At 69.9% G+C, this 20,637-nt stretch carries 16 protein-coding genes; 6 read left to right on the forward strand and 10 right to left on the reverse strand.

Annotated elements, in window-relative coordinates:
* Window positions 1-81 precede the first annotated feature (81 nt).
* Complete coding sequence (locus OHA73_RS04580; RefSeq protein ID WP_327654263.1) at window positions 82-1,824, forward strand: CocE/NonD family hydrolase; 1,743 nt, start codon at window positions 82-84, stop codon at window positions 1,822-1,824.
* A gap of 12 nt (window positions 1,825-1,836) precedes the next feature.
* Here the strand turns inward: OHA73_RS04580 and OHA73_RS04585 are convergent, their stop codons facing one another.
* Together OHA73_RS04585 and OHA73_RS04590 are read right to left on the reverse strand one after the other, a co-directional pair.
* Entirely contained in the window at window positions 1,837-2,460 is a 624-nt protein-coding gene (locus tag OHA73_RS04585; RefSeq protein ID WP_327654264.1) for an NADPH-dependent F420 reductase, read from the reverse strand.
* A 36-nt stretch (window positions 2,461-2,496) separates the two neighbouring features.
* Window positions 2,497-3,231 carry an SDR family NAD(P)-dependent oxidoreductase gene (locus OHA73_RS04590; RefSeq protein ID WP_327654265.1) on the reverse strand — a complete coding sequence of 245 codons (735 nt, stop codon included), beginning with the start codon at window positions 3,229-3,231 and terminating at the stop codon, window positions 2,497-2,499.
* A gap of 144 nt (window positions 3,232-3,375) precedes the next feature.
* Between OHA73_RS04590 and OHA73_RS04595 the strand changes: the two genes are divergently transcribed.
* Window positions 3,376-3,975, forward strand: coding sequence for a TetR/AcrR family transcriptional regulator (locus OHA73_RS04595; protein WP_327654266.1), 600 nt, complete (start codon window positions 3,376-3,378; stop codon window positions 3,973-3,975).
* A gap of 163 nt (window positions 3,976-4,138) precedes the next feature.
* Here the strand turns inward: OHA73_RS04595 and OHA73_RS04600 are convergent, their stop codons facing one another.
* Window positions 4,139-5,050, reverse strand: a complete 912-nt coding sequence (locus tag OHA73_RS04600) for a LysR family transcriptional regulator (RefSeq protein ID WP_327654267.1) — start codon at window positions 5,048-5,050, stop codon at window positions 4,139-4,141.
* A 206-nt stretch (window positions 5,051-5,256) separates the two neighbouring features.
* Between OHA73_RS04600 and OHA73_RS04605 the strand changes: the two genes are divergently transcribed.
* The 3 genes from OHA73_RS04605 to OHA73_RS04615 all read left to right on the forward strand — a co-directional run bounded on the left by OHA73_RS04605 (window position 5,257) and on the right by OHA73_RS04615 (window position 9,423).
* The gene (locus OHA73_RS04605; protein WP_327654268.1) at window positions 5,257-5,889 is read left to right on the forward strand and encodes an NADPH-dependent F420 reductase; all 633 of its coding nucleotides are present in this window, start codon (window positions 5,257-5,259) and stop codon (window positions 5,887-5,889) included.
* 93 nt (window positions 5,890-5,982) lie between these two features.
* Complete coding sequence (locus OHA73_RS04610) at window positions 5,983-6,918, forward strand: SDR family oxidoreductase (protein WP_327654269.1); 936 nt, start codon at window positions 5,983-5,985, stop codon at window positions 6,916-6,918.
* 411 nt (window positions 6,919-7,329) lie between these two features.
* Window positions 7,330-9,423 (forward strand): SpoIIE family protein phosphatase, encoded by a 2,094-nt coding sequence (locus OHA73_RS04615; protein ID WP_327654270.1) that lies wholly within the window; start codon window positions 7,330-7,332, stop codon window positions 9,421-9,423.
* Window positions 9,424-9,453: 30 nt separating this feature from the next.
* On the opposite strand, the gene OHA73_RS04620 is transcribed toward OHA73_RS04615, so the two are convergent.
* Window positions 9,454-10,404, reverse strand: coding sequence for a WD40/YVTN/BNR-like repeat-containing protein (locus OHA73_RS04620; RefSeq protein ID WP_327654271.1), 951 nt, complete (start codon window positions 10,402-10,404; stop codon window positions 9,454-9,456).
* A 380-nt stretch (window positions 10,405-10,784) separates the two neighbouring features.
* Between OHA73_RS04620 and OHA73_RS04625 the strand changes: the two genes are divergently transcribed.
* The gene (locus OHA73_RS04625; RefSeq protein WP_327654272.1) at window positions 10,785-12,560 is read left to right on the forward strand and encodes an FAD-binding protein; all 1,776 of its coding nucleotides are present in this window, start codon (window positions 10,785-10,787) and stop codon (window positions 12,558-12,560) included.
* On the opposite strand, the gene OHA73_RS04630 is transcribed toward OHA73_RS04625, so the two are convergent.
* Genes OHA73_RS04630 through OHA73_RS04655 form a run of 6 tightly spaced genes read right to left on the reverse strand, consistent with a single transcriptional unit; the run spans window position 12,517 to window position 20,540 of the window.
* Window positions 12,517-13,275, reverse strand: a complete 759-nt coding sequence (locus OHA73_RS04630; RefSeq protein WP_327654273.1) for an ABC transporter ATP-binding protein — start codon at window positions 13,273-13,275, stop codon at window positions 12,517-12,519. The genes OHA73_RS04625 and OHA73_RS04630 overlap by 44 nt on opposite strands.
* On the reverse strand, window positions 13,272-15,119 hold the full coding sequence (locus OHA73_RS04635; protein WP_327654274.1) for a branched-chain amino acid ABC transporter ATP-binding protein/permease: 1,848 nt from the start codon (window positions 15,117-15,119) through the stop codon (window positions 13,272-13,274). The genes OHA73_RS04630 and OHA73_RS04635 overlap by 4 nt, the downstream gene beginning before the upstream one ends.
* Entirely contained in the window at window positions 15,116-15,985 is an 870-nt protein-coding gene (locus tag OHA73_RS04640) for a branched-chain amino acid ABC transporter permease (RefSeq protein ID WP_266717104.1), read from the reverse strand. The genes OHA73_RS04635 and OHA73_RS04640 overlap by 4 nt, the downstream gene beginning before the upstream one ends.
* Window positions 15,986-16,005: 20 nt before the next feature.
* On the reverse strand, window positions 16,006-17,151 hold the full coding sequence (locus tag OHA73_RS04645; protein ID WP_266717102.1) for an ABC transporter substrate-binding protein: 1,146 nt from the start codon (window positions 17,149-17,151) through the stop codon (window positions 16,006-16,008).
* A 57-nt stretch (window positions 17,152-17,208) separates the two neighbouring features.
* Window positions 17,209-19,038 carry a thiamine pyrophosphate-binding protein gene (locus tag OHA73_RS04650; RefSeq protein WP_266717100.1) on the reverse strand — a complete coding sequence of 610 codons (1,830 nt, stop codon included), beginning with the start codon at window positions 19,036-19,038 and terminating at the stop codon, window positions 17,209-17,211.
* Window positions 19,035-20,540 (reverse strand): aldehyde dehydrogenase family protein, encoded by a 1,506-nt coding sequence (locus OHA73_RS04655; protein WP_327654275.1) that lies wholly within the window; start codon window positions 20,538-20,540, stop codon window positions 19,035-19,037. Before OHA73_RS04655 ends, OHA73_RS04650 begins: the two co-directional genes overlap by 4 nt.
* Window positions 20,541-20,637 lie beyond the last annotated feature (97 nt).

A 20,637-nucleotide genomic window follows, 5' to 3' on the forward strand; every position in this document is an offset into this window, starting at 1 on the left:
GTTGAGTTTTCGCTGTCGCAGACCTACGCTCGAAATGTCGGCAGAGCCAGTCCGCCGGCGGAGAGATGCGAGGTACGCGCCGTGAGCGATGTCCAGAAGGTGTACATGCCGTCCCAGCCGCTGGAGCCGGGCCCCCGCTACGGGATCCTGAGCGACTTCGAGCCCGGGACGCGCACGCTGGAGGCGGGCTTCCGGATCGCGCCGCCGTTCAAGCCGCTGCCCGTCGACATCGTGCTCGACAAGGACGTACCGGTCACCCTGCGCGACGGCGTCACGATCCACGTCGACGTCTTCCGTCCCGCCGACTCCGAGCAGGTCCCGGTGATCGTGGCGTGGAGCCCGTACGGCAAGGGCCAGGGCTCGTCCGCGAGCGTGATGGGCATCTTCGGCATGGTCGGCCTCGACAACGGCATCGTGTCCGGACTCGAGAAGTTCGAAGGTCCCGACCCCGCCTACTGGTGTGCGCGGGGCTACGCGATCTGCAACCCGGACATCCGGGGCGTGGCCAACTCCGAGGGCGACAGCGCCATTTGGGACCGCCAGGAGGGCCGGGACTGCTACGACCTGATCGAGTGGCTGGGCGTCCAGGACTGGTGCACCGGCAAGGTCGCGATGAGCGGAACCTCCTACCTCGCGGTCTCCCAGTGGTTCACCGCGGCCGAGCAGCCGCCACACCTGGCGGCGATCAACCCGTGGGAGGGCGTCAGCGACGTCTACCGCGACCTGGTCATGCGCGGCGGCATGCCCGACACCGGCTTCGCCCGCCAGCTCCAGGACAACAGCTTCTACGGCAAGGCCCAGAAGGAGGACATCCTCACCGAGGCCGAGCACCACCCGCTGATGGACGGCCTGTGGGAGAACAAGATCCCGCGGTTCGAGAACATCAACGTGCCCGCGTACGTCGTCGCCAGCTACTCCAACACCCTGCACACCGCCGGTACGTTCCGCGCCTGGCGGCGGATGGCCTCCACGGACAAGTGGCTGCGCGTCCACAACAGCCAGGAATGGCCCGACTACTACGACGAGGCCAACGTCGAGGACCTGCGCCGCTTCTTCGACCACACCCTCAAGGGCGAGGACAACGGCTGGGAGCAGACACCCCGCGTGCGCTACTCCCTCCTCGACCTCCAGGGCGGCGACCAAGTCAGCGTCCCGGCGGACCAGTTCCCGCCGGCCGATGTCACGTCGACGAAGTACTACCTCGACGGGCGCACCCGGACCCTGGCAACCACGGCGCCCGCCGCCGAGGCCACGGTCGGCTACGACGTCGCGGCCAGCCCGGACCTGGTGTCGTTCGTGGCGCGCTTCGACGAGGAGACCACGCTGGTCGGCTACCCCAAGGCCCACCTGTGGGTCGAGGCGGACGGCTCCGACGACATGGACCTGTTCGTCCTCGTCCAGAAGCTCGACGCGCACGGCACACCGCTGCAGGCGTTCACCGCCCTCAACCAGGGCGCGCTGGCCATGGACGTCACCGAACGGGGCGCCTCGATCCTGCGCTACAAGGGCTCCGACGGACGCCTCCGTGTCTCGATGCGCCACCTGGACAAGGCCCTGGCCACCGACGACGTCCCGGCCCACACCTTCGACCGGGTCGAGAAGCTCTCCCCCGGCGAAGTCGTCGACGTCGAGATCGACCTGCTGCCGGTCGGACTCACCTTCCACCCGGGCGAGCAGCTCCGCTTCATCGTCAGCGGCCGGTCGCTGCTGGGCACGATGATGCCCGGCATCCGCGAGTACGCCCCGGCCAACAGCGGCCGCCACATCATCCACACCGGCGGCGACCGGGCCTCGTACCTGCAACTCCCGGTCAGGCAGGCGTGAACAACCGTCTGCTCAGGCGGGAAGTTCGGTGATGCCGAGGGCGAAGTCCAAGTTCCCCACCCCGTGATTGGCGAGGCCCACCGTGACCACGCCCGCCCCTTCCAGCCAGTGCGCCATTTTCAGGCCGCCGACGTCGAGCGGACGCATCCCGAGGCTTTCGATGAATGCCTCCACGCTCTCCTTGGCCCGCGCACTGTCGCCGGCGATGAAGACGTCGGGCCGCCCCTTCTCCAGGACATGGCGGAAAACGGTGTTGAACGCCTTCACCACGTCAGCGCCGGCCGGGGCCGCCTTGGCGACTTCCTGCGCGATCGAGGTCTCCTCGCGGTGGGCCAGCCCGTCGAACGTGGAGTTGAAGGGATTGCTGATGTCGACGATGACCTTGCCCGCGAGTGCGTCTCCATACTGGGTGACAACCGGTACGACGCCGTCGTGCAGCAGGGCCACGATGACGATGTCCCCGGCCGGGGCGGTGCCCCATTCTCCCGTCGTGGCGCCGCCGCCGAGAGCCTTGGCCAGGTCGTCGGCCTTGGACTGATCGCGGCCCATGACCTCGACGGTGTTGCCGCCCGCTATCGCCCGCGCGCCGATGGTGCGGGCCATGTTCCCGGTGCCGATGATGCTGATGCTGCTCATGAGGTGTCCTGCCCTGGTTGTCGGGTGGTGTGCGGTTCAGAGGGCGGTGGTGCCGCCGTCGGCGACCAGTTCCATGCCGTTGACGTAGCTGGAGTCGTCCGAGGCGAGGAAGAGGGCGGCGGAGGCGATCTCGTCGGGGCGGCCCATCTCGCTGCGGGGAATGAGGGACTCGAACTGGCGCTTGGTGGCCTCGTCGAAGAGTTCTTCCTGCTTGGCGGTGGCGACCTGGCCGGGGGTCAGGACGTTGACGCGAATGCGGCGGTCCTTGAGCTCGTTGAGCCAGATGCGGGCCCATGCCTGCTGGACGGCCTTGCTGCCGGCGTAGACGCTCCAGCCGGGGAACGCGCCGAGGGAGGCGTTGGAGCCGGTCATGAGGATGGAACCGCCGTCGTTGAAGAGCGGGAGGGCCTTCTGGACGGTGAACAGGGTGCCGCGGGCGTTGAGCCCGAACCAGGTGTCGAACTGGGCCTCGGTGATCTCGCCGAGCGGGGCGGGCTCGCCCCCGCCCGCGCTGGCCCACAGCACGTCGAGGCTTCCCTTCTCCCGCTTGACGGTGTCGTACAGGCGGTCCAGGTCGTCCAGGTTCGCGGCGTCGCCCTGGACGCCGGTGACGTTGCGGCCGATCTGCTTCACGGCCTCGTCCAGGGCGTCCTGGCGGCGGCCGGTGATGAAGACGTGCGCCCCTTCGTCGACGAAGAGCTTCGCGCCGGCCAGCGCCATGCCGGTGGTGCCGCCGGTGATGACCGCGACCTTGCCGTCGAGCTTTCCCATGGTCGTTCCCTTGAGTCGGTAATGCCGTGTGTACCTGGGGCGACGGCGTTAAGTACACCGTCTAGTGTGCTTACCGTACGGGGCGGACGCCCGGCGCGCAATCTATGTACACCGGTCGTTACCCAACTCGGGTACCATGGCTCCATGACGGAGACGGAACTGGAAAAGGGCCCCACGGGCCGCCGCCGCGGTCGGGGCGCGCGCGAGCGCATCATCAGCGCGTCCCAGCAACTGTTCCGCGAGCAGGGCATCAACCGCACCGGCATGAACGAGCTCTGCGCGGCTGCCGAGGTGTCCAAGCGCACGGCCTACCAGCACTTCAACGGCAAGGACGAACTCGTCGCCGAGTACCTGCGCCGGTTCGACCCCTCCGTTCTGTCCGGCGTGTTCGACCGCACCGACCTCACGCCCCGCGAACGACTCCTCGCCGCCTTCGACGTCTCCCCCACCACGCCCCTGTGCCCCTTCATCGCGGCGGCCGTCGAGCTCCACGACCCCCAGCACCCCGCGTCCCAGTACGCGCGCGACTACAAGAAGGCCGTCGCCGCGCGACTCGCCGACACCGCCCGCGAAGCCGGCGCCGCCGACCCCGAACAGCTCGGTGAGCAGCTCGCGCTGCTGATCGACGGCGCCGCGGCCCGCACCCGGGTCCTCGACGCCGACGCCTTCCCCACCGCCGCCGCCATCGCTGCCGCCCTCATCGACAACGCCATCCCCGCCACAGCCGGCGAGGACCGGCGATGACCGGCGACGCGAGGAAGCATCAAGGTGACTCGGCACTCCGCGGCCGGACTGGACACGCTGCCGGTTCGAACTGACGGCTGATCACATCAGCCCGTACGCGGTGGCGCACGAAGAAGTCGTACGCAGCTGGGGGGGGGGGAGAGACGGGGGCCAGTCGGCCTGCTCAAGCGTGCCTTGAGGCGGCACCGCCTCCAAGCTGCCACATCTCGTAGTTCCCACACTCTGCCGTGATCTCGGCCGTCGACCGAGCCGCGGTGACGAAGTCGTCCACTACCGGCGAGGTGTGCGAGGCCGCCACCGCGAGGCACACCTGGTCGGGTGTCAGATCCGGGATGGGCACATAGGCGACGTCCGGATGCGAGTAGAAGACGGACGCCGAACGGGCCAGGAAGGAGATGCCCCGGCCGGCCGCGACAAGCTCGAGCGTCTCGTCCACCCCGCGTACCGGGTACCCGGCATTGGGGAGCGGGCGCCTGGTGGGCTGCGTGCTCGGGTCACCGTGCCAGACCAGCGTTTCACCGGCCAGGTCGGCCTCGGCGACCTCCTTCTTGCCGGCGAACCGGTGCCCTGCGGGCAGTACCGCCACCCGCGGCTCGGTGTACAGCGGGGTGACACGCAGGCCGGCCTCGTCGATGGGCAGCCGCACATAGCCGACGTCGATGCGGCCGTCGAGCAGCATCGCTGCCTGGTCGTCCCCTTCGATCCGCTGCACGTCCACGGCCACGTCCGGGTGCCGCTCCTCGAACGCACGGGCCGCCGGGATGACGGCAACGCCGGCCCGGAAGCCGACCATCAGCCGCCGCTTGCCGCCGGCGGCCGCGGACACCCGGCGGCGGACCGCGTGGGTTGAGGCGAGCAGCGGAACGGCGTCGTCCAGCAGTTGCCGGCCCGCATCCGTCAGCTCCACGCCGTGGCGATCCCTGGTGAACAGCGTGGCGCCGAGATCCTTCTCGAGCGCGCGGATCTGCCGACTGAGTACCGGCTGTGCGATGTGAAGCTCATCGGCGGCGCGGCCGAAATGCAGTTGGTCGGCCACGGTGACGAAATAGCGCAGTTTGCGCAGATCCAGATCCATAGAACCCCCAGCCCCGTGATACCTCGAGGGTATCACCGCGGCTTCAATAGGTCTTGGACGCCACTCGGGCCAGATGACAGCATGAAAAGCAGGCACTTAAGGACGTCGCAGTGAATTCGACACCAGAATTCTGCACAAGAATTCCGCATCGAAATTTGACCATGGAATTCAACGGCAGGACCACAACCCGGAAAGCAGGAACACCGATGAGCAGCATCAGCGTTATCGGACTGGGAAACATGGCCCGCGCCTTGGCCACTCGGGCGCTCGCCGGCGGTAACGCCGTCGAGATCATCGGCCGCGACCCGGCCAAGGCCAAGGACTTGGCCGCCACGCTCGGCGGCGCCACTGTCGGGACGGCCGGGGCCGCCCCGGACGGGGACATCGTCGTCCTCGCCATGCCGTACACCGGCGCGGCGGCCGTAGTGAGGGAGTACGGGGACGCACTGCGCGGCAAGATCATCGTCGACATCACCAACCCCGTGGCCCCCGACCTGCAGGGATTCGTCGTCCCCGACGGCAGTTCCGGCGCACAGGAGATCGCCAAGGCGGCTCCCGACGACGCGCATGTCGTCAAGGCGTTCAACACCGTGTTCTCCCACGTTCTGGCGGCAGGACCGGCCGAGGACCGCCCTCTGGACATATTCATCGCCGGCGACGACGCGCAGGCGAAGGCACGTGTGGCGGCGTTCGTCGAAAGCCTGGGGCTGCGCCCCTGGGACACCGGGGACTTGTTCATGGCGCGGGCACTGGAGAACGTCGCCCTGCTGGAGTTGGGCCTCATGAACAACTCCGTCAAGCACACCAATTTCTCCCTCGGCATCACCCTTCTCGACTGAGCGCACCCGTACCACCACCTCACGTGCCGCATTACGCAGCCCATTCACGGCACGAAAAGACTCTGCACCTACCTTCACAAGGACAGGTTAAAGATGCGCGTATTCGTCGCTGGAGGGACCGGCCATTCCGGTTCGTACATCATTCCCGAGCTGATCGCCGCAGGGCACGAGGTCACCGGCCTGGCCCGGTCGGACGCCGCCGCGGCGGCACTGTCCGCGCTCGGCGCGAAGGTGCGTCGCGGCGACCTTCAGGATCTCGACGGGCTCAAGGAGGCCGCCGCGGACTCCGAAGGCGTCATCCACGTCGCCCACCGGCAGGATCTGCTGCCCTCCGGCGGGCTCGACGCCGTGGCCGCTGCGGAGCTCCCGATCGTGCTCACGTACGGCGAGGCACTCGCGGGAACCGGAAAGCCGCTGGTCACGGCGGGAAGCATAGGCTCGCCCGGCAACCTGGAGCGGCCGGCCACCGAGACGGACCCGGCCCTCCCCGCCGGCGAGGAGCACAAGGGCACCCTCCGCGTCCGCAACGTCGTGGAAAGGGCCGTTGTCGACCTCGCCGCGCAGGGGGTGCGGTCCTCGGTCGTGCGGATCGCCAACATCGCGCACAGCACGACCGATCGTGCCGGCTTCCTTCCCACGCTGATCGCGCTCGCGAAGGAAAAGGGGTTCGTCGGCTACCCCGGCGACGGCGCGAACCTGTGGAACGCCGTGCACATCCGCGATGCCGCCGCCTTGTTCCGCCTGGCGCTGGAGAAGGGGCCGGCCGGCACATACTGGCACGCGGTCGAGGACGGGGGCATCGCGTTCCGCGACATCGCAGAGGCCATCGCCGGCCGCCTGGGTCTGCCCGCCGTGAGCGTTCCCAACGATGCCCTGATGACTCCGGGGTACTTCGGGTTCCTCACGAATATCGTCACGCAGAGCTATCCGGCGTCCAACCTCATCACCCGCCGGACCCTCGGCTGGGAACCCGCCCGGCCCGGCCTGCTCGCCGATCTGGACAACGGCCACTATTTCCCCGCCGGTTGACCACGTGCCCGCCCGGCCGCGATGAGGCGCAGCGTCGCGGAGAGGTGAGCCGGCGCCGGTGTCGGAGTATGGACGCAAGAACAGGAGCCCAGGCCGTGCTGGAGGAGGGGTGAGTCGATCCAGTACGGGGCGGACAGCTCGGCGAGGGGCTCATCGTGCAGTGCGTGGCTCATACCTGGGAAACGACTGTGCCCCGTGCGCGGGCGCGTGCCCCGGCGAAACCGTTATCTCGCCGGCCCCGCACGAGTGAAGCCGGATGCGCTCCGTGAGCGAAAGTGCCGATGTGAGGCCAACGTCGTGGACGAGTGGTGCTCGCGGCGCGGAATCGGGGTGCGTGCCGTCAACCCGCCGGGGCCGGCCCCGTCAGTGCGTACGGCTGCTCATTCCGCCTTCTCAGGGGATCATGGTGGGGTGGAAGAGGACGCCGCTCCCAGTCCGGGTCCCGTCTTCGACTTGGAGAGTCTCCAGGCGGCGACGGTGGGGGCAGGGCTGGTCACAGGGCCCTTCCACCGGCTGAGAGAGCGCAACCAGCCGTTCGAGAAACTGTTCGACTTCTGGCGGGTGGGACAGGAAGCGGGCGTCGCCCTGGCGGGGCCTGCCCTGCGGCCCGTGCTGCGTGCCCTGGATCTTGCCGGGACGGAGCGATCGACCGTCCTGGTCGATGTCCCCGGCAGTCGCTCCGAGGGCGCGGCGCACCATGCGTGTGTGGTGACGTGCGTCCCGGTGCGGATCTGGTGCGGGCGTGCCACGTTGCTGCTGGCCGCGCGCATCACGACGCGCGTGCTCGGTGCCGGTGGTGGGGTGCGGGAAGAGGCGCACGACGCTCCCGCGAATGCGGTCAGGCGCTACGAGGCCCTGCTGTCGGCCATCCCGCACGTGGTCTGGCTGATGGACAGGGACGGGAGCGTGTCGGCCCTGGTCGGCCGGTTCGGACAGGACAGCGGCGGCCTGTGGAACCCGGACGGGAACGGCTCGTGGATGGACGCCGTCCATCCCAAGGACCGCGCGTGGTTCGAGTCCAGGTGGCAGGACACCGCGCGCGGCCGGTCGCTCCTCGATGCGGAGATCCGCGTACGGGCAGCGGACGACACCGGCGGTTACCGCCACGTGAAGATCATTGCCGTACCGGTGCTGAGGGACGGCGAGCTCGTCGAGTGGATCGGCACGGTGAGTGACGCCGAGGAGCAGTGGCACAGGCAGATGCGGGAACGGCTCCTCGCAAGGGTGGCGGCCGAGCCCGTGGCGGGTGACCTCGCGGAACTGTTCGCCGGTACGGCCTCGGCCGTGGTGCCCGACCTCGTCGATGCCTTCGCCGTCTTCCAGCTTCAGAGCGGCGGCCCCGCCGGGCGCGATCCCGGCTCCGGCCTCCACCTCACCAGCCGGGTGCGCATCGCTCGCTCCCCGAACCTTCCGCCGATAGCTCCGCTCGCGGGCGACTTCGTTCTCGGCCCGCTGGCCGAGCAGGCGATCGAGCAGCGCCGGGCCCGGGTCATCAGGTTCCCGGTCGGCAGACCGCCCGACGGCCTGCTCTCGGGACCGACGCGGGCGTGGCTGGCCCGCGCCCAGGGCACGAGCCTGACGCTGCTGCCGATCGTCGTGGACGAGCGGACGGTGGCCCTCGCGGCGGCGGCGACCTGCCAGGGCAATCCACCACCGAGCGACGCGGACATCGAGCTTCTCCAAGAGGTCCTGCACCGGGCTCAGGGCCCCGTGTCGCGCACCCTTGAACTCCAGAACGTGCGTGACACCGCCCTGGCCCTCCAGCGCTCGTTCCTGACCGCCCCTCCCCAGGTCGACGGTGCGGAGCTGGCAGCGGTGTACCAGCCCGCCAGCTCCCGGGCCGAGATCGGCGGTGACTGGTACGACGCCACGGCCTGCCGCGACGGATCCCTGACCCTGACGATCGGCGACGTCGCCGGGCACGACCTGAACGCCGCGACAGCCATGAGCAAGGTCAGCAACATGCTGCGCGGCTTCGCCTACGACAACCCCACGAGCCCCGCCCGGACGCTGAGCCGCCTGGACCAGGTGACACAGGGCCTCGACACCAGTCCGTACGTCACCATCCTCCACGCGGTGCTCACCCCGACGGGGAACGGTGGCCGGGATGTGGTCCTGTCCAATGCCGGACACCTCCCGCCCCTGCTCATTCCGGCCGGCCATGGGGTCCCGCGCTATCTCACCGCCGTCGACGGTCCGGACCTGCCCCTGTGCGTGGCACCTGGCGCGCAACGCGGTGAGTGGCACGAACAGCTCGGGCCGGGAGACACCCTGCTGCTCTACACCGACGGCCTCGTGGAGGTACCCGGGCAGGACATCGGCGACGGGCTCGGCCGACTGGCGACCCGAGCCGCCGACCTCACGTCCCAGGGCCTGCCGCTCGCGACCCTCATCAAGGAGCTGCTCACCCTGCCCGGCGAGCGCCGCGACGACATCGCCATCATCGGCCTCCGTGTCACGGCCAACTCGCCGTGTACGGAGCGGACTTCAGGCGTTCACCAATAGGATCTCCCGACCTGCAAGAGCAGTAGTCCGTCAAGGGCGACGGACGACGAGTTGAGCCGCCATGCCCCCGCTCCCGACGGCCCAACACCCGCCGCTGGAGGAACAGTTGACTCCCAGAAAGTGGGTGCGGTCGAACTGCGTCCAGGATTTTCCGCTGTCGGTGCTCACATCGCTGCCACTGGGACCGACCGCGACAGCGGTGTGTCCGCCGCCGGGGACCCAGGCCACGCTGTTGCGGAACCCGCTGAGGGGGTCACCGATCGACCAGGACGAGCCACCGTCGACAGTGGAGGCAGCCACACCCGAATCGATCCCCTCGCCCGGGTTGAAACCGCCACCGACCGCAAGGCCGTGCCGGGGGTCCCGGAAGGACAGCGAGGCGATGCTCGCTGTCTCGCCGCGAATCGGAGTGTCGGCAGCACTCCATGTCTTGCCGCCGTCGCGGGTATGGAACACCTGAGGGTTGTGACTGGAGCCGTCGCTGGTGCCGGTCGTCCCGAACCAGGCGTTAAGCCGGCCGTTGGCGACCATGCACGTGCCGGTCGCCAGGGCGCTGTCGCCGGGTGTCGCGGCAGGCATTCCGCCGGACGGTGTCTGGCGCCATGTCCGGCCGCCGTCCTCGGTGGCCAGAATGCGGTACTTGCCGCCGACGGGGTCACTGACCGCAAGGCCGTGGCGGTCGTCGAAGAACGCCATGCAGTCGTAGAAGGCGTCCGGAAGCGTGTTGCGGAACACCAGTTGCCAGGTGGCCCCGCCGTCAGCGGTGCGGTAGATCCGCGAGAGTTCATCACCGATGGGAAGTGCCAGGACGAGGGCGTGATCACGGTCGAACGCCTCGACGTCCCGGAAGCTGTCGACGGCCCCGCCCGGCGGGGTGACGTTCTGCCAGGAGCGCCCGCCGTCCACCGTCCGCACCACGGAACCGTCGTTGGTGGCACCCCCGAATCCGCCACCTGCGGCCCACACCACCTTCCGGTCCACCACGTCGAGTGTGATCAGCGTGTTGGTCGTGGCAGTCGGTGTGAGGCGCCACGACGGCAGGTCAGCCCGTCGATCCGCCGCAACGGACTCGGCAGCCGCCCCAGGAGCGATCAGAGCAACCACGAGTCCGAGCACCATGAGTATCCGGACGGCGATCCCACGAACACCAAGTTCCATCCCATGAAGACTGGTTCGTCGCCGCGGGACCGGCCACCCCTGTAACTGGCCATTCCTGAAGAGTAATTGGGGCACGGCAGGTGCAGCTCAATCATCCGACCCGCTGGGGCAACACATTGATACTCATGGATGGTCCGGCGTCGCACTGACCCTCACGGCACAACCGTTCCCCCGACCCCCCGCGCCATGAAAGGGTCTTGACCATGGCGGAGCACCCCGAGCACACCTGGGACCACGAGGTCGACCTGCTGGTCCTGGGGTCCGGGGCGGGTGGTCTCGGCGCGGCGGCCGTCGGCGCCGAGGAGGGTCTCGACGTCCTCGTCCTGGAGAAGACGGAGTGGCTCGGCGGCACCACCGCCTACTCGGCCGGCACCGCCTGGGTTCCCGGCCACCGTCACCAGCAGGACCCGGCCGCCGACACCGAGGCGGCGCACGAGTACCTCGACGCGCTCGTCGGCGACCGCGCGCCCCGTGCGCTGCGGGAGAGCTATCTCAGCCACGGCCCCGCCATGGTCGACTACTTGGAGAAGCGGCTCGACGTCGGCTTCTGGCACTCGAAGACGGTCGTCGACTACCACCCCGAGATCGCCGGGTTCGGCATCGGCCGCGCCCTGGAACCGCGTACGTTCGACGGCCGCAGGCTCGGCAAGGCCCGCTTCGGCCGGGTCCGCCGCCCGGTCCCCGAGTTCGCGCTGTTCCGGGGCACGCTCATGGTCCGCCGCCCCGAGGTGAACCGGCTCCTGAGCATCTTCGACGGCTCACCACGCGGCGTCGCCACCGCCCTGCGCCTCGGGGTGCGCTGGGCGTGGGACATGCTGGGCCACCCGCGCGGCACCCGCCTCGCCATGGGCAACGCGCTGGTCGCCAACCTGTACCACCAGCTGCTCCGCCGTCGCGGCGACGTCTGGTTCACGGCCCGTACCAGTGAACTCGTCGCCGACGGCGAGGGCCGTGTCATCGGTGCCGTCGTCTCGCACCGGGGGCGCAGCGTCAGCGTCCGTGCGCGTGGGGGCGTGGTCCTGGCGGCGGGTGGCTTCTCCGCGAGTCATGAGTTGAGGGAACGTCATCTGCCGTATCCCACACCGCAGTTCACGCGGGCGTGCGAGGGGGCAACCGGCGATACGATCACCCTGGCCGTCGGGGTCGGCGGAGTGCTCGGCGAGTCCCGCGACGACAACGCGCTGTGGTTCCCCAGTTCCATCGGCCGCCGCCGCGACGGCTCCACCGCCGTCTTCCCGCACATCTGGGACCGCGCCAAGCCCGGCATCGTCGCCGTGAACGCGGCCGGGCGCCGCTTCGTCGACGAGTCCGTCTCGTACCACCGCTTCACCCGCGCCATGTACGACGCGCACAAGTCCGTGCCCTCGATCCCGGCATGGCTGGTCACGGACGCGCGCACCCTCGCCAAGTACGGTCTGGGCATGGTCCATCCGCACCTGCCGACGTCCCGTCTGCGGCGCCACATCGCGTCCGGGTATCTGCGGACGGGCCGCACCCTGCACGAGCTCGCCGCGTCGATCGGCGTGGACCCCGAGGGCCTGGCCCGTACCGTCGACGACAGCAACCGGTACGCGGCCACCGGCGTCGACGAGGAGTTCGGCAAGGGCTCGCACCTCTTCGGCCACCAGTACGGCGACCCGGCCCACACCCCGAACGTCAACCTCGGCCCGATCGAGAAGGGTCCCTTCTACGCCATCGCCGTCGTCCCTACGCCGCTGGCCACCGCACTCGGCCTGCGCACCGACCCCGAGGCCCGCGTCCTCGACGCGAAGGGCGCACCCGTCCCCGGCCTCTACGCCTGCGGCAACGACGCCCACTCGGTCATGGCCTCGGAGTACCCGGGCGCGGGCTGCCAGATCGGCGCGGGTCTCACCTTCGGCTATGTGGCGGCCCGCCATGTCGCCCGACACACCACGGATCGAGCGGACCCGTCCGTCACAGCCCCAGATAGATCTGCCGGACCCGCGGGTCCTCGCTGAGTTCCTCGGACGTGCCGGTCATGGCGACGGCGCCGTTCTCCATGACCAGGCAGTGGCTCGTCGCGCCGAAGGTGAGCTTGGCGTTCTGTTCCACGAGGAGCATGCTCAGGCCGTCCTCGCGAAGGCGGGTCAGGACGCGCAGGATGTCGCCGACGAGTTTGGGTGACAGGCCCATCGAGGGTTCGTCCAGGAGCAGGATGCGGGGTTGTGCCATGAGGGCCCGGCCGATCGCGAGCATCTGCTGTTGGCCGCCGGACAGGGCTCCGGCCAGGCGCTGGCTCATCTCCCCCAGGACCGGGAAGAGTTCGTGGACCTCGGTGAGCGTGGACCGAGTGTCGTCGTCCCAGGCACGGGCGTACGCGCCGAGCAGCAGGTTCTTCTCCACCGTCAGGCCGGGGAACACATGGCGGCCCTCCGGTACGTAGCCAATGCCGTGCCGGACCATGTCGCGGGCCCGTACGCGGGTCAGGTCGAGGTCGCCCAGCGTGACGCGTCCGCCGCCGCGCGGGACCAGACCCATCACGGCCTTGAGCGTGGACGTCTTGCCCGCGCCGTTGGCGCCGATGATGCCGACCGAGGCACCCGGCTCCACGCTGAAGCCGATGGAGCTGACCGCGCGGACGCCACCGTAGTGGACGGACAGGTCGTCCACGGTGAGGGTCGCGGCGGACGGGGTCGTGGGGGTGCGGGGGCGCGGAGCGGGGATCAGCTTCACCGGGTCGGCTCCTTCGGCAGCGGCAGCGGTGGTGTGGGCGCCGGCAGCGGGACGTCGTGGGCCATCGCCGAGTCACCGAGGTACGCCTCGATCACCTCGGGCGACGCGACCACCTCGGCCGGTGTGCCCTCGGCGATGACACCGCCGCTGGACAGGACGGTGACGCGTTCGCACAGCGACATGACCAGGCCCATGTTGTGCTCGATGAGGACGACCGTGGTGCCGCTGTCGCGGATGGAGCGCACGATGTCCGCGAGCTGGCGGACTTCGTCGCCGTTGAGGCCCGCCGCCGGCTCGTCGAGCAGGAGGAGGCGCGGGCGGGCGCCCATGGCGCGGGCGATCTCGATGCGGCGCTGGATGCCGTACGGGAGTGAGCCCGGCGCGGAGCGTGCGAAGTCGGTGAGGCCGAAGCGGTCCAGGAGTTCGGCGGCCTCGTGGCGCAGGCGCCGTTCCCTGCGGGCCACGCCCGGCTGCCACACGGCGTACTGCCAGATGGTGCGGGTGCGGGTCCTGTCGAGGGCGACGAGGATGTTCTCACGGACCGTCAACTGGCCGAACAGGCGCAGGTTCTGGAAGGTGCGGGCCATACCGAGGAGGGACAGGGCGTAGGGGCGGGCGGTCGTGGTGTCGCGGCCCGCGAAGGCGACCGTTCCCGAACTGGCCCGGTAGAAGCCGGTGATGACGTTGAAGAGAGTCGTCTTTCCGGAGCCGTTCGGGCCGACGATGCCGCGGATCTCGCCGGGGCGCACCGTGAGTGAGACGTCGTCCAACGCCCGCAGGCCGCGGAAGTCCTTGGTGATTGAGCGGATGTCCAGGAGGGGTTTCTCCGCAGCACCCTCCTCGCGCATGGACACCACCTCGTACGGCTGGAAGGGGCGCAGCACCGCGCGGTCCTCGCTCCTGCCCCGCCGCCTGTTCGTGAACTCCCTTACCCGGGAAGGGATTCCGGCCAGACCCGTCGGTGCGAAGACGACCATCAGGACGACCACGACGCCATATCCGAGCTGTGCGTACGTGGAGAAGTCGGAGAGCCACTCGCGGATGAGGGTGAGGCCGACCGCTCCGACCACGCAGCCGACGAGGGAGCGGCGGCCGCCGATGATGACCATGGCGAGCAGGATGAACATGTTGGCGATGGAGAAGGTCTCCGGGGCGACGTAGCGGATGAGCCCCGCGTACAGCACCCCTGCCAGGCCTCCGTAGAAGCTGGCGAGGAGGAAGGCCGTCATGCGCAGCAGCGGGATCTCCGCGCCCATCGCGCCCGCGGCCAGCGGGTCGTCGCGCATGGCGCGCAGCCGACGGCCCAGCGATGTACGGACGACGAAGAGTCCGAAGCCGAGGCCGAGGGCGCAGATCACCAACTCCAGGTAGTAGTAGAGGTATTCGCTGGAGAGGTCGATGCCGGGCAGGGTCGGCTGCGGGATGCCGGAGATGCCGTCGGCGCCGCCCGTGATGGACGCGTTGGTGATCCAGTTGATGAAGCCGAGAGCCAGGCCGAGCGTGACGATGCCCAGGTAGTGGGACTGCATGCGCAGCGCGGGGATGCCGACGAGCAGGCCGGCGGCGACCGTGGCGAGCAGGGCGAGCACCGCCGATATCCAGAAGCCGTAGCCGGAGTGGGTGGTGAGGATCGCGACGGCGTAGGCGCCGACGCCGAAGAAGGCGACCTGGGCGAGGTTGATCTGCCCGGAGATGCCCATGGCCAGGCCCATGCCGATGGCCAACAGGGCATAGATGAGGGCGATGTTGACGATGTGGATGGCGTAGCCGCCGAGCCCGTACGGCAGCAGCCAGCCGGCCACCGCGAGTACGCCGAGGCCCCCGAGTCGATAGCGGCGGGTCATGCGCGGCTCACCGTCCTCTCCCCGAAGACACCCATCGGGCGGATCATGATGGCGACGGTGAAGACCAGGAAGGTCACGAGCACCGAGTAGCCCTGGAAGTGTCCGGCCGCGTAGGAGTCGAGGACACCGATGGCGAGGCCGCCGACGACGGCGCCGGGGATGGAGCCGAAGCCGCCGAGCATGGCCGCGGCGAAGCCCTTGATGCCGAGGGCGCCGCCGAGCGAGGCGTCGACGTAGAGCATGGGTCCGACGAGTCCGCCGGCGAGCGCGGCGAGTCCGGCGCCGATGCTGAAGGCGAGGGCGTTGCTGCGGCCGACGTTGATGCCTACGGCGGTGGCCGCCTCGTGGTCCATGGCGACGGCCTGCATGGCGGCGCCCCGCTTGGTGCGGGCGAGGAACCAGGCGAGGCCGGTCACGGCGAGCGCGGCGACGGCCATGACCACGAGGTCGTAGGTGCGTACCCGGACACCGAAGAGTTCCAGTGGGGCGGACGGGACGGGCGAGGGCACCGCTCGTCCCGTGGTGCCCCAGATCAGGATGGCGACGGCCTGGAGGACGATGCCGAAGCCGATGGTGCCGATCAGCATCAGGTCGAAGTCCTTGTTCTCCAGCGGGCGCAGCACGCGCTCGATGACGAGACCGATGGCTCCGGTGACGACGATCGCCACGATCATGGCGACAGCGAAGGGCAGTTTGGAGGTGAGGTAGAAGGTCGACGCGGCGTAGGCGCCGATCATGGCGATGTCGGCGTGGGCGAAGTTGACGAGCCCCATGGTCCGGTAGACGAGCGAGAAGCCCATGGCCACCAGGGCGTAGACGGCGCCGAGGCTGAGTCCGCCGACGAGTGTCTGCAGTGTCTCTTGCATGTCTGCTCAGCTCCCCCGGGTCACTGCTGCGGGACGAGCTTGCCGGCGCGGATGACGCCGATGGTGGTCTTGGTGATGCCGACCCCGTTCTCGCCGAACTCGAAGTCGCCGAGCAGGCCGTCGTAGCGGGTGTCGCGGATGGCGTCGGCGAGCTTCTGGCCGGTGGCGGCCTTGCTGGTCTTCAGCGCGGTCAGCAGGATGTTCGTCCCGTCGTAGGCCTTCGCGCCGTGCAGTTCGGCGGCCTTGTTGTACTTGGCCTGGTAGGCGGCGGCGAACTTCTTCGACGCGGCGCTGACGTCGTTGCTCAGGTACGGCGAGCTGACGATGGTGTCCTCGACGGCGGCCTTGCCTGCGGTGTCGATGAAGACGGGGGTGCCCTGCGGGGCGGCGCCCGCGAAGGGCGCGGTGATGCCCAGGTCGCGTGCCTGCTTGACGATCAGGCCGGCCTCGACCTCCTCCGAGCCGATGAACACGACGTCGGGCTTCTTCGCGCGGATCTTGGTGAGGGCGCTGCTGAAGTCCTTCTGGTCGGTGGTGACCACCTGGTCGGTGACCGGGGTGACACCGAGGTCCTTGGCCGCCTTGAGGAACGCGTCGTGCTCGCCCTTCCCGAAAGAACCGTTGTTGGAGATCATCGCGATCTTCTTGTGGCCCTTGTCCTTGACGAGGTACTCGGCGAGCGTCGCGTCGTACGTCGTCGAGGTCGGCCCGTTGAGGAAGAGGTACGGGCTTCCGACGTCGACCAGGGCGTCGGCCTGCCCCGAGGTGATGTTGGGGATCTTGGCCTGCTGGAGGATGGGCGCCATGGCCACGGTCACCGCGCTCTCCGCGGTGCCGATCATCGCGACGTAGCCCTGACTGTCCAGCTTCCGGGCGATGTTGGTGCCGGTGGTGGGGTCGCCCTGGTCGTCGAAGAGCTTCACCTGGATCTTCCGGCCGTCGACGCCGCCCTTCTTGTTCCACTCGTCGATGGCGAGCTTGGCCCCCTTGTACTCCCAGTCGCCGAGCGAACTCAGCTGTCCGCTCTGCGCGTTGACGACGGCGATCTTGATCGGGCCCGACGAGTCCTTGTCGGAGTCGCCGGATTCGCCGGGCGCACTGCACGCGGTGAGGGCGGCGGCCAGCGCGGCGGCCGTGCAGACGGCTGTGCGGGTGGTGCGGATCATGAGGTCACCTCGTTGTGGCGGGGACGGGGTCAGCCGGGCGGGAGTAGGGGGCGGCGGTCAGTCGGTGAAGGATCCGCGGTAGATGTCCTTGATGTTCCAGTGCCCGGGGGTCGGCACCGGTTCGTTGACCATGGGTACGTCGATGACGGCGGGCCTGCGCCGGGTGATGGCGTCGGCGAGTGCCTTCGCGAGGTCGGCGGGGGCGGTGACGTGGTAGCCATCCGCGCCGCAGGAGGTGCCGAGGTCGGCGAAGTCCGGGCTGTACGGGCGCCCTTCGGCGTCGGTGAACTCGCAGCCGTAGGACCGGCCGAACGAGGCGGACTGAAGGTCGGCGATGGTGCCATGGGCCCGGTTGTTCATCACGACGAAGATCACCGGGAGGCCCTGTTCCACCGCCATGGGCAGTGCGGGGAGTTGGGCGCTCATGCCGCCGTCGCCGATGAGGGCGACCACCACCCGCTCGGGCTCGGCCAGTTGGACGCCGACGGCGGCAGCGGGACCGAAGCCCATCGTCGAGGCGCCGCCGGGCGTGATGAACCGGCCACCGGTGGGGAGTTCGTAGCACTGGGCGACGCCGTTCTTGTTCCAGCCGACGTCGGTGACGAGGACCGCGTCTTCGGGGAGCGCGTCGCGCAGGTCGGCGAGGATGCGCTGGGGGCGCAGCGGGAACGCGTCGCTGCGGCCGTCCTCGCGGGCCGTGTCGAAGACGGCGCGGCGGGCTGCGGCGATCGAGGCGCGCAGTCCTTCGCGTTGGCGTGGTTCGGGCTGCCGGGCACGGACGGCGGCGGCGATGGCCCGGACCGCGTCGGCGACATCCGCGACGGCGCCGATCTCCACGGGGTAGTTGCGGCCGATCTCGGCCGGGTCGATGTCGATCTGGATGAGCTTGCTGGGCGGGCTGTCCTTGTCGCCGAACGTCCAGGTGTACGCCGGGTCCCAGGAGCTGGCGTCGGTCTCGGCGAACCGGGTGGCGAGCGCGAGGACGACGTCGGCGCCCTTGGTGTACGCGTGCGTGGAGTCCAGGCCCCAGAAGCCGGGCATGCCGAGCAACAGCGGGTGCGTATCGGGGAGTATGCCCTTGCCCATCAGGGAGTGGGCGAGGGGGATGTCGAGGTGTGCGGCGAGTGCGGCGAGGGCTTCCCGGGCTCGGGGGTCGCGCAGGCCGCCGCCGAAGTAGATCAACGGCCGCTCGGCGGCGAGGAGTTGGTCGGCGATGCGCTCGGCGGTCGGCCGGTCGAGGCCGGGTGCGCCGCTGACGGCGGGCAGCGGGTACTGATCCTCGTACGGTTCGACGGGCCGGTTGAACAGGTCCATGGGGATGTTGACGAGGACGGCGCCGGGGCGGCCCGACTGCGCGGTCCAGAAGGCGCGTTCGGTGGTGCGGGCAAGGTCCTGGACGCGGTGCACGTCCCAGGTCCGCTTGGTGAACGGCCGGTAGATCGCGCTCTGGTCGGCGTCCGTGTGGAGGTTGACCTCCTGGTGGGGGTGGCGGCCCGCGTAGTACGAGGGGATGTCACCGGAGAGGACGACGAGGGGCACGGAGTCGAGAGCGGCGGTGGCCACGCCGGTGACCGCGTTCATCATGCCGGGGCCGACGTGGGTGAGGAGCACGCCGGGGCGGCCGGTGGCGCGGGCGTAGCCGTCGGCGGCGTGGGCGGCGGCCTGTTCGTGGCGGGCGATGACGAACTCGATGGAGCTGGGGGCGAGGGCGTCGAGCAGGGCGATGTTGGTGTGTCCGCAGGTGCCGAAGATGTGGCGGACGCCGTAGGACTCCAGTTGGCGGACGAGGGCGTGGGCGGCGGTGACGGTCCCGTCGGGGGTCGGCGCCGGGTCCTGGGTCGCGGTCTCGTGCGTCTCGCTCTCTTGCGGCTCGTTCTGTTGCGTCATGCGTCCATCTCCCCGTCGAGGGTGGTCGTGTCGCCCCACACGGACAGGCCGCGGAGCATGAGCGTCTTGACGACGGTGTAGTCGTCGATCATCGAGCGGGGTGTCTCGCGGCCGAAGCCGGAGTCCTTCACACCGCCGAACGGGACATGGTCCAGGCGGTAGTTGGAGGTGCCGCCCGCGATCAGCGCGCCGGTCTCCAGCTCGCGCCAGGCCTTGACGATGCGCCCGATGTCGCTGGTGAAAAGCCCCGCCTGTAGTCCGTAACGGCTCGCGTTGCACGTCTCGATGACCGCGTCGAAGTCGTCGTACGGGAGCACGGTGACGAGCGCGCCGAAGACCTCGTGCACGACGACGGAGGCGTGCGCGGGCGGTCCCGCGACGACGGTGGGTGTCACGGTGGCGCCGTCCCGGTGGCCGCCGCGCAGCACCCGCGCGCCGGCGTCGGCGGCCTCGGCCGTCCAGCGCACCACGCGCTCCGCGGCCTCCTCGTCGACCATGGCCCCGACGTCGGTGTCCGGGTCGAGCGGGTCGCCGACCTTGAGGCCGTCCACCGCCGTGGTCAGCAGGGCGAGGAAGTCGTCGTAGCGGGAGCTGTGGACGTAGACCCGCTGGACGGAGATGCAGCTCTGGCCCGAGTTGCTGTATCCGGCGCGGGCGCACTCCTTGGCCGCCTTCGCGAGGTCGGCGTCCTCGCAGACGATAGTGGCGGCGTTGCCGCCGAGTTCGAGGACGAGGCGCTTGGCGCCGGCCGCGCGCGCCACGGTCTGTCCGGTGGCCGCGCTGCCGGTGAAGCTGATGACGGCGACCTGGTCGGCCGCGCACAGCAGGGCGCCGATCTCGCCGCCGCCGTGCAGGAGTTGGACGGCCTGCGGCAGCATGCCGGATTCGAGGAGCAGCGCGACCACGGCGGCGGTGGCGGCCGGGGCCTGCGGCGGGGCCTTGACGAGGGTGGTGTTGCCGGCAGCGAAGGAGGCGCCGAGCTTATGGGCAAGCAGGTTGGCGGGGGCGTTGAACGGGGTGATGGCGAGGGCCACCCCGGCGGGCGCACGATAGGTGAAGGCCGTGTTGCCGACGCCGCGCTGCCGTCCGGCGACGGGCAGGGTGTCGCCGCCGATCTGCCGGGCCTCGGCGGCGCAGACCGCGAAGGTGTCCGCCACGCGGTCGATCTCGCCGAGGCCGTCCTTGAGCGGCTTGCCCAGTTCGAGGGCCAGCAGGCGGGCGAGGTCCTCGCGGTGGGCCGTGGCGGCCGCGGCGGCCCGGTCGAGGATGTCGGCGCGGGCGGCGGGCGCGAGCCGGGCCACGGCGCGGGCGGAGGGGCGGGCGTAGGTCAGGGCGCGGGTGACCTCTTCGCCCGTCGCGGCGGTGGTGCGGCTGACGGTGCGGCGCAGGTAGGGACCGGTGCGCAGGAGTTCGGGTCCGTCACCGCCCCACCGGCCGGCGATGAACGGGGGCGCGTCGACGACCACGCCGTCCACGCCGGCCTTGAGAAGGGAATCGAGCATGACATCTCCCAGGAAACCGCTGAGTGGTACTGGTGGACTGCTCTGTGGTTCGGCGTGTAACGTACGGGCGCCAACTCGCCGTGACAAGAGGTCAGTT

This window comes from Streptomyces sp. NBC_00483 (genome assembly GCF_036013745.1).
GTDB lineage: Bacteria > Actinomycetota > Actinomycetes > Streptomycetales > Streptomycetaceae > Streptomyces.

Excerpts from the sequence above, each read along its gene's own strand:
- OHA73_RS04585 (WP_327654264.1), bottom strand. The coding sequence starts at position 2,460 with ATGAGCAGCATCAGCATCATCGGCACCGGGAACATGGCCCGCACCATC.
- OHA73_RS04590 (WP_327654265.1), bottom strand. The coding sequence starts at position 3,231 with ATGGGAAAGCTCGACGGCAAGGTCGCGGTCATCACCGGCGGCACCACC.
- OHA73_RS04595 (WP_327654266.1), top strand. The coding sequence starts at position 3,376 with ATGACGGAGACGGAACTGGAAAAGGGCCCCACGGGCCGCCGCCGCGGT.
- OHA73_RS04600 (WP_327654267.1), bottom strand. The coding sequence starts at position 5,050 with ATGGATCTGGATCTGCGCAAACTGCGCTATTTCGTCACCGTGGCCGAC.
- OHA73_RS04605 (WP_327654268.1), top strand. The coding sequence starts at position 5,257 with ATGAGCAGCATCAGCGTTATCGGACTGGGAAACATGGCCCGCGCCTTG.
- OHA73_RS04610 (WP_327654269.1), top strand. The coding sequence starts at position 5,983 with ATGCGCGTATTCGTCGCTGGAGGGACCGGCCATTCCGGTTCGTACATC.
- OHA73_RS04625 (WP_327654272.1), top strand. The coding sequence starts at position 10,785 with ATGGCGGAGCACCCCGAGCACACCTGGGACCACGAGGTCGACCTGCTG.
- OHA73_RS04635 (WP_327654274.1), bottom strand. The coding sequence starts at position 15,119 with ATGACCCGCCGCTATCGACTCGGGGGCCTCGGCGTACTCGCGGTGGCC.
- OHA73_RS04640 (WP_266717104.1), bottom strand. The coding sequence starts at position 15,985 with ATGCAAGAGACACTGCAGACACTCGTCGGCGGACTCAGCCTCGGCGCC.
- OHA73_RS04645 (WP_266717102.1), bottom strand. The coding sequence starts at position 17,151 with ATGATCCGCACCACCCGCACAGCCGTCTGCACGGCCGCCGCGCTGGCC.
- OHA73_RS04650 (WP_266717100.1), bottom strand. The coding sequence starts at position 19,038 with ATGACGCAACAGAACGAGCCGCAAGAGAGCGAGACGCACGAGACCGCG.
- OHA73_RS04655 (WP_327654275.1), bottom strand. The coding sequence starts at position 20,540 with ATGCTCGATTCCCTTCTCAAGGCCGGCGTGGACGGCGTGGTCGTCGAC.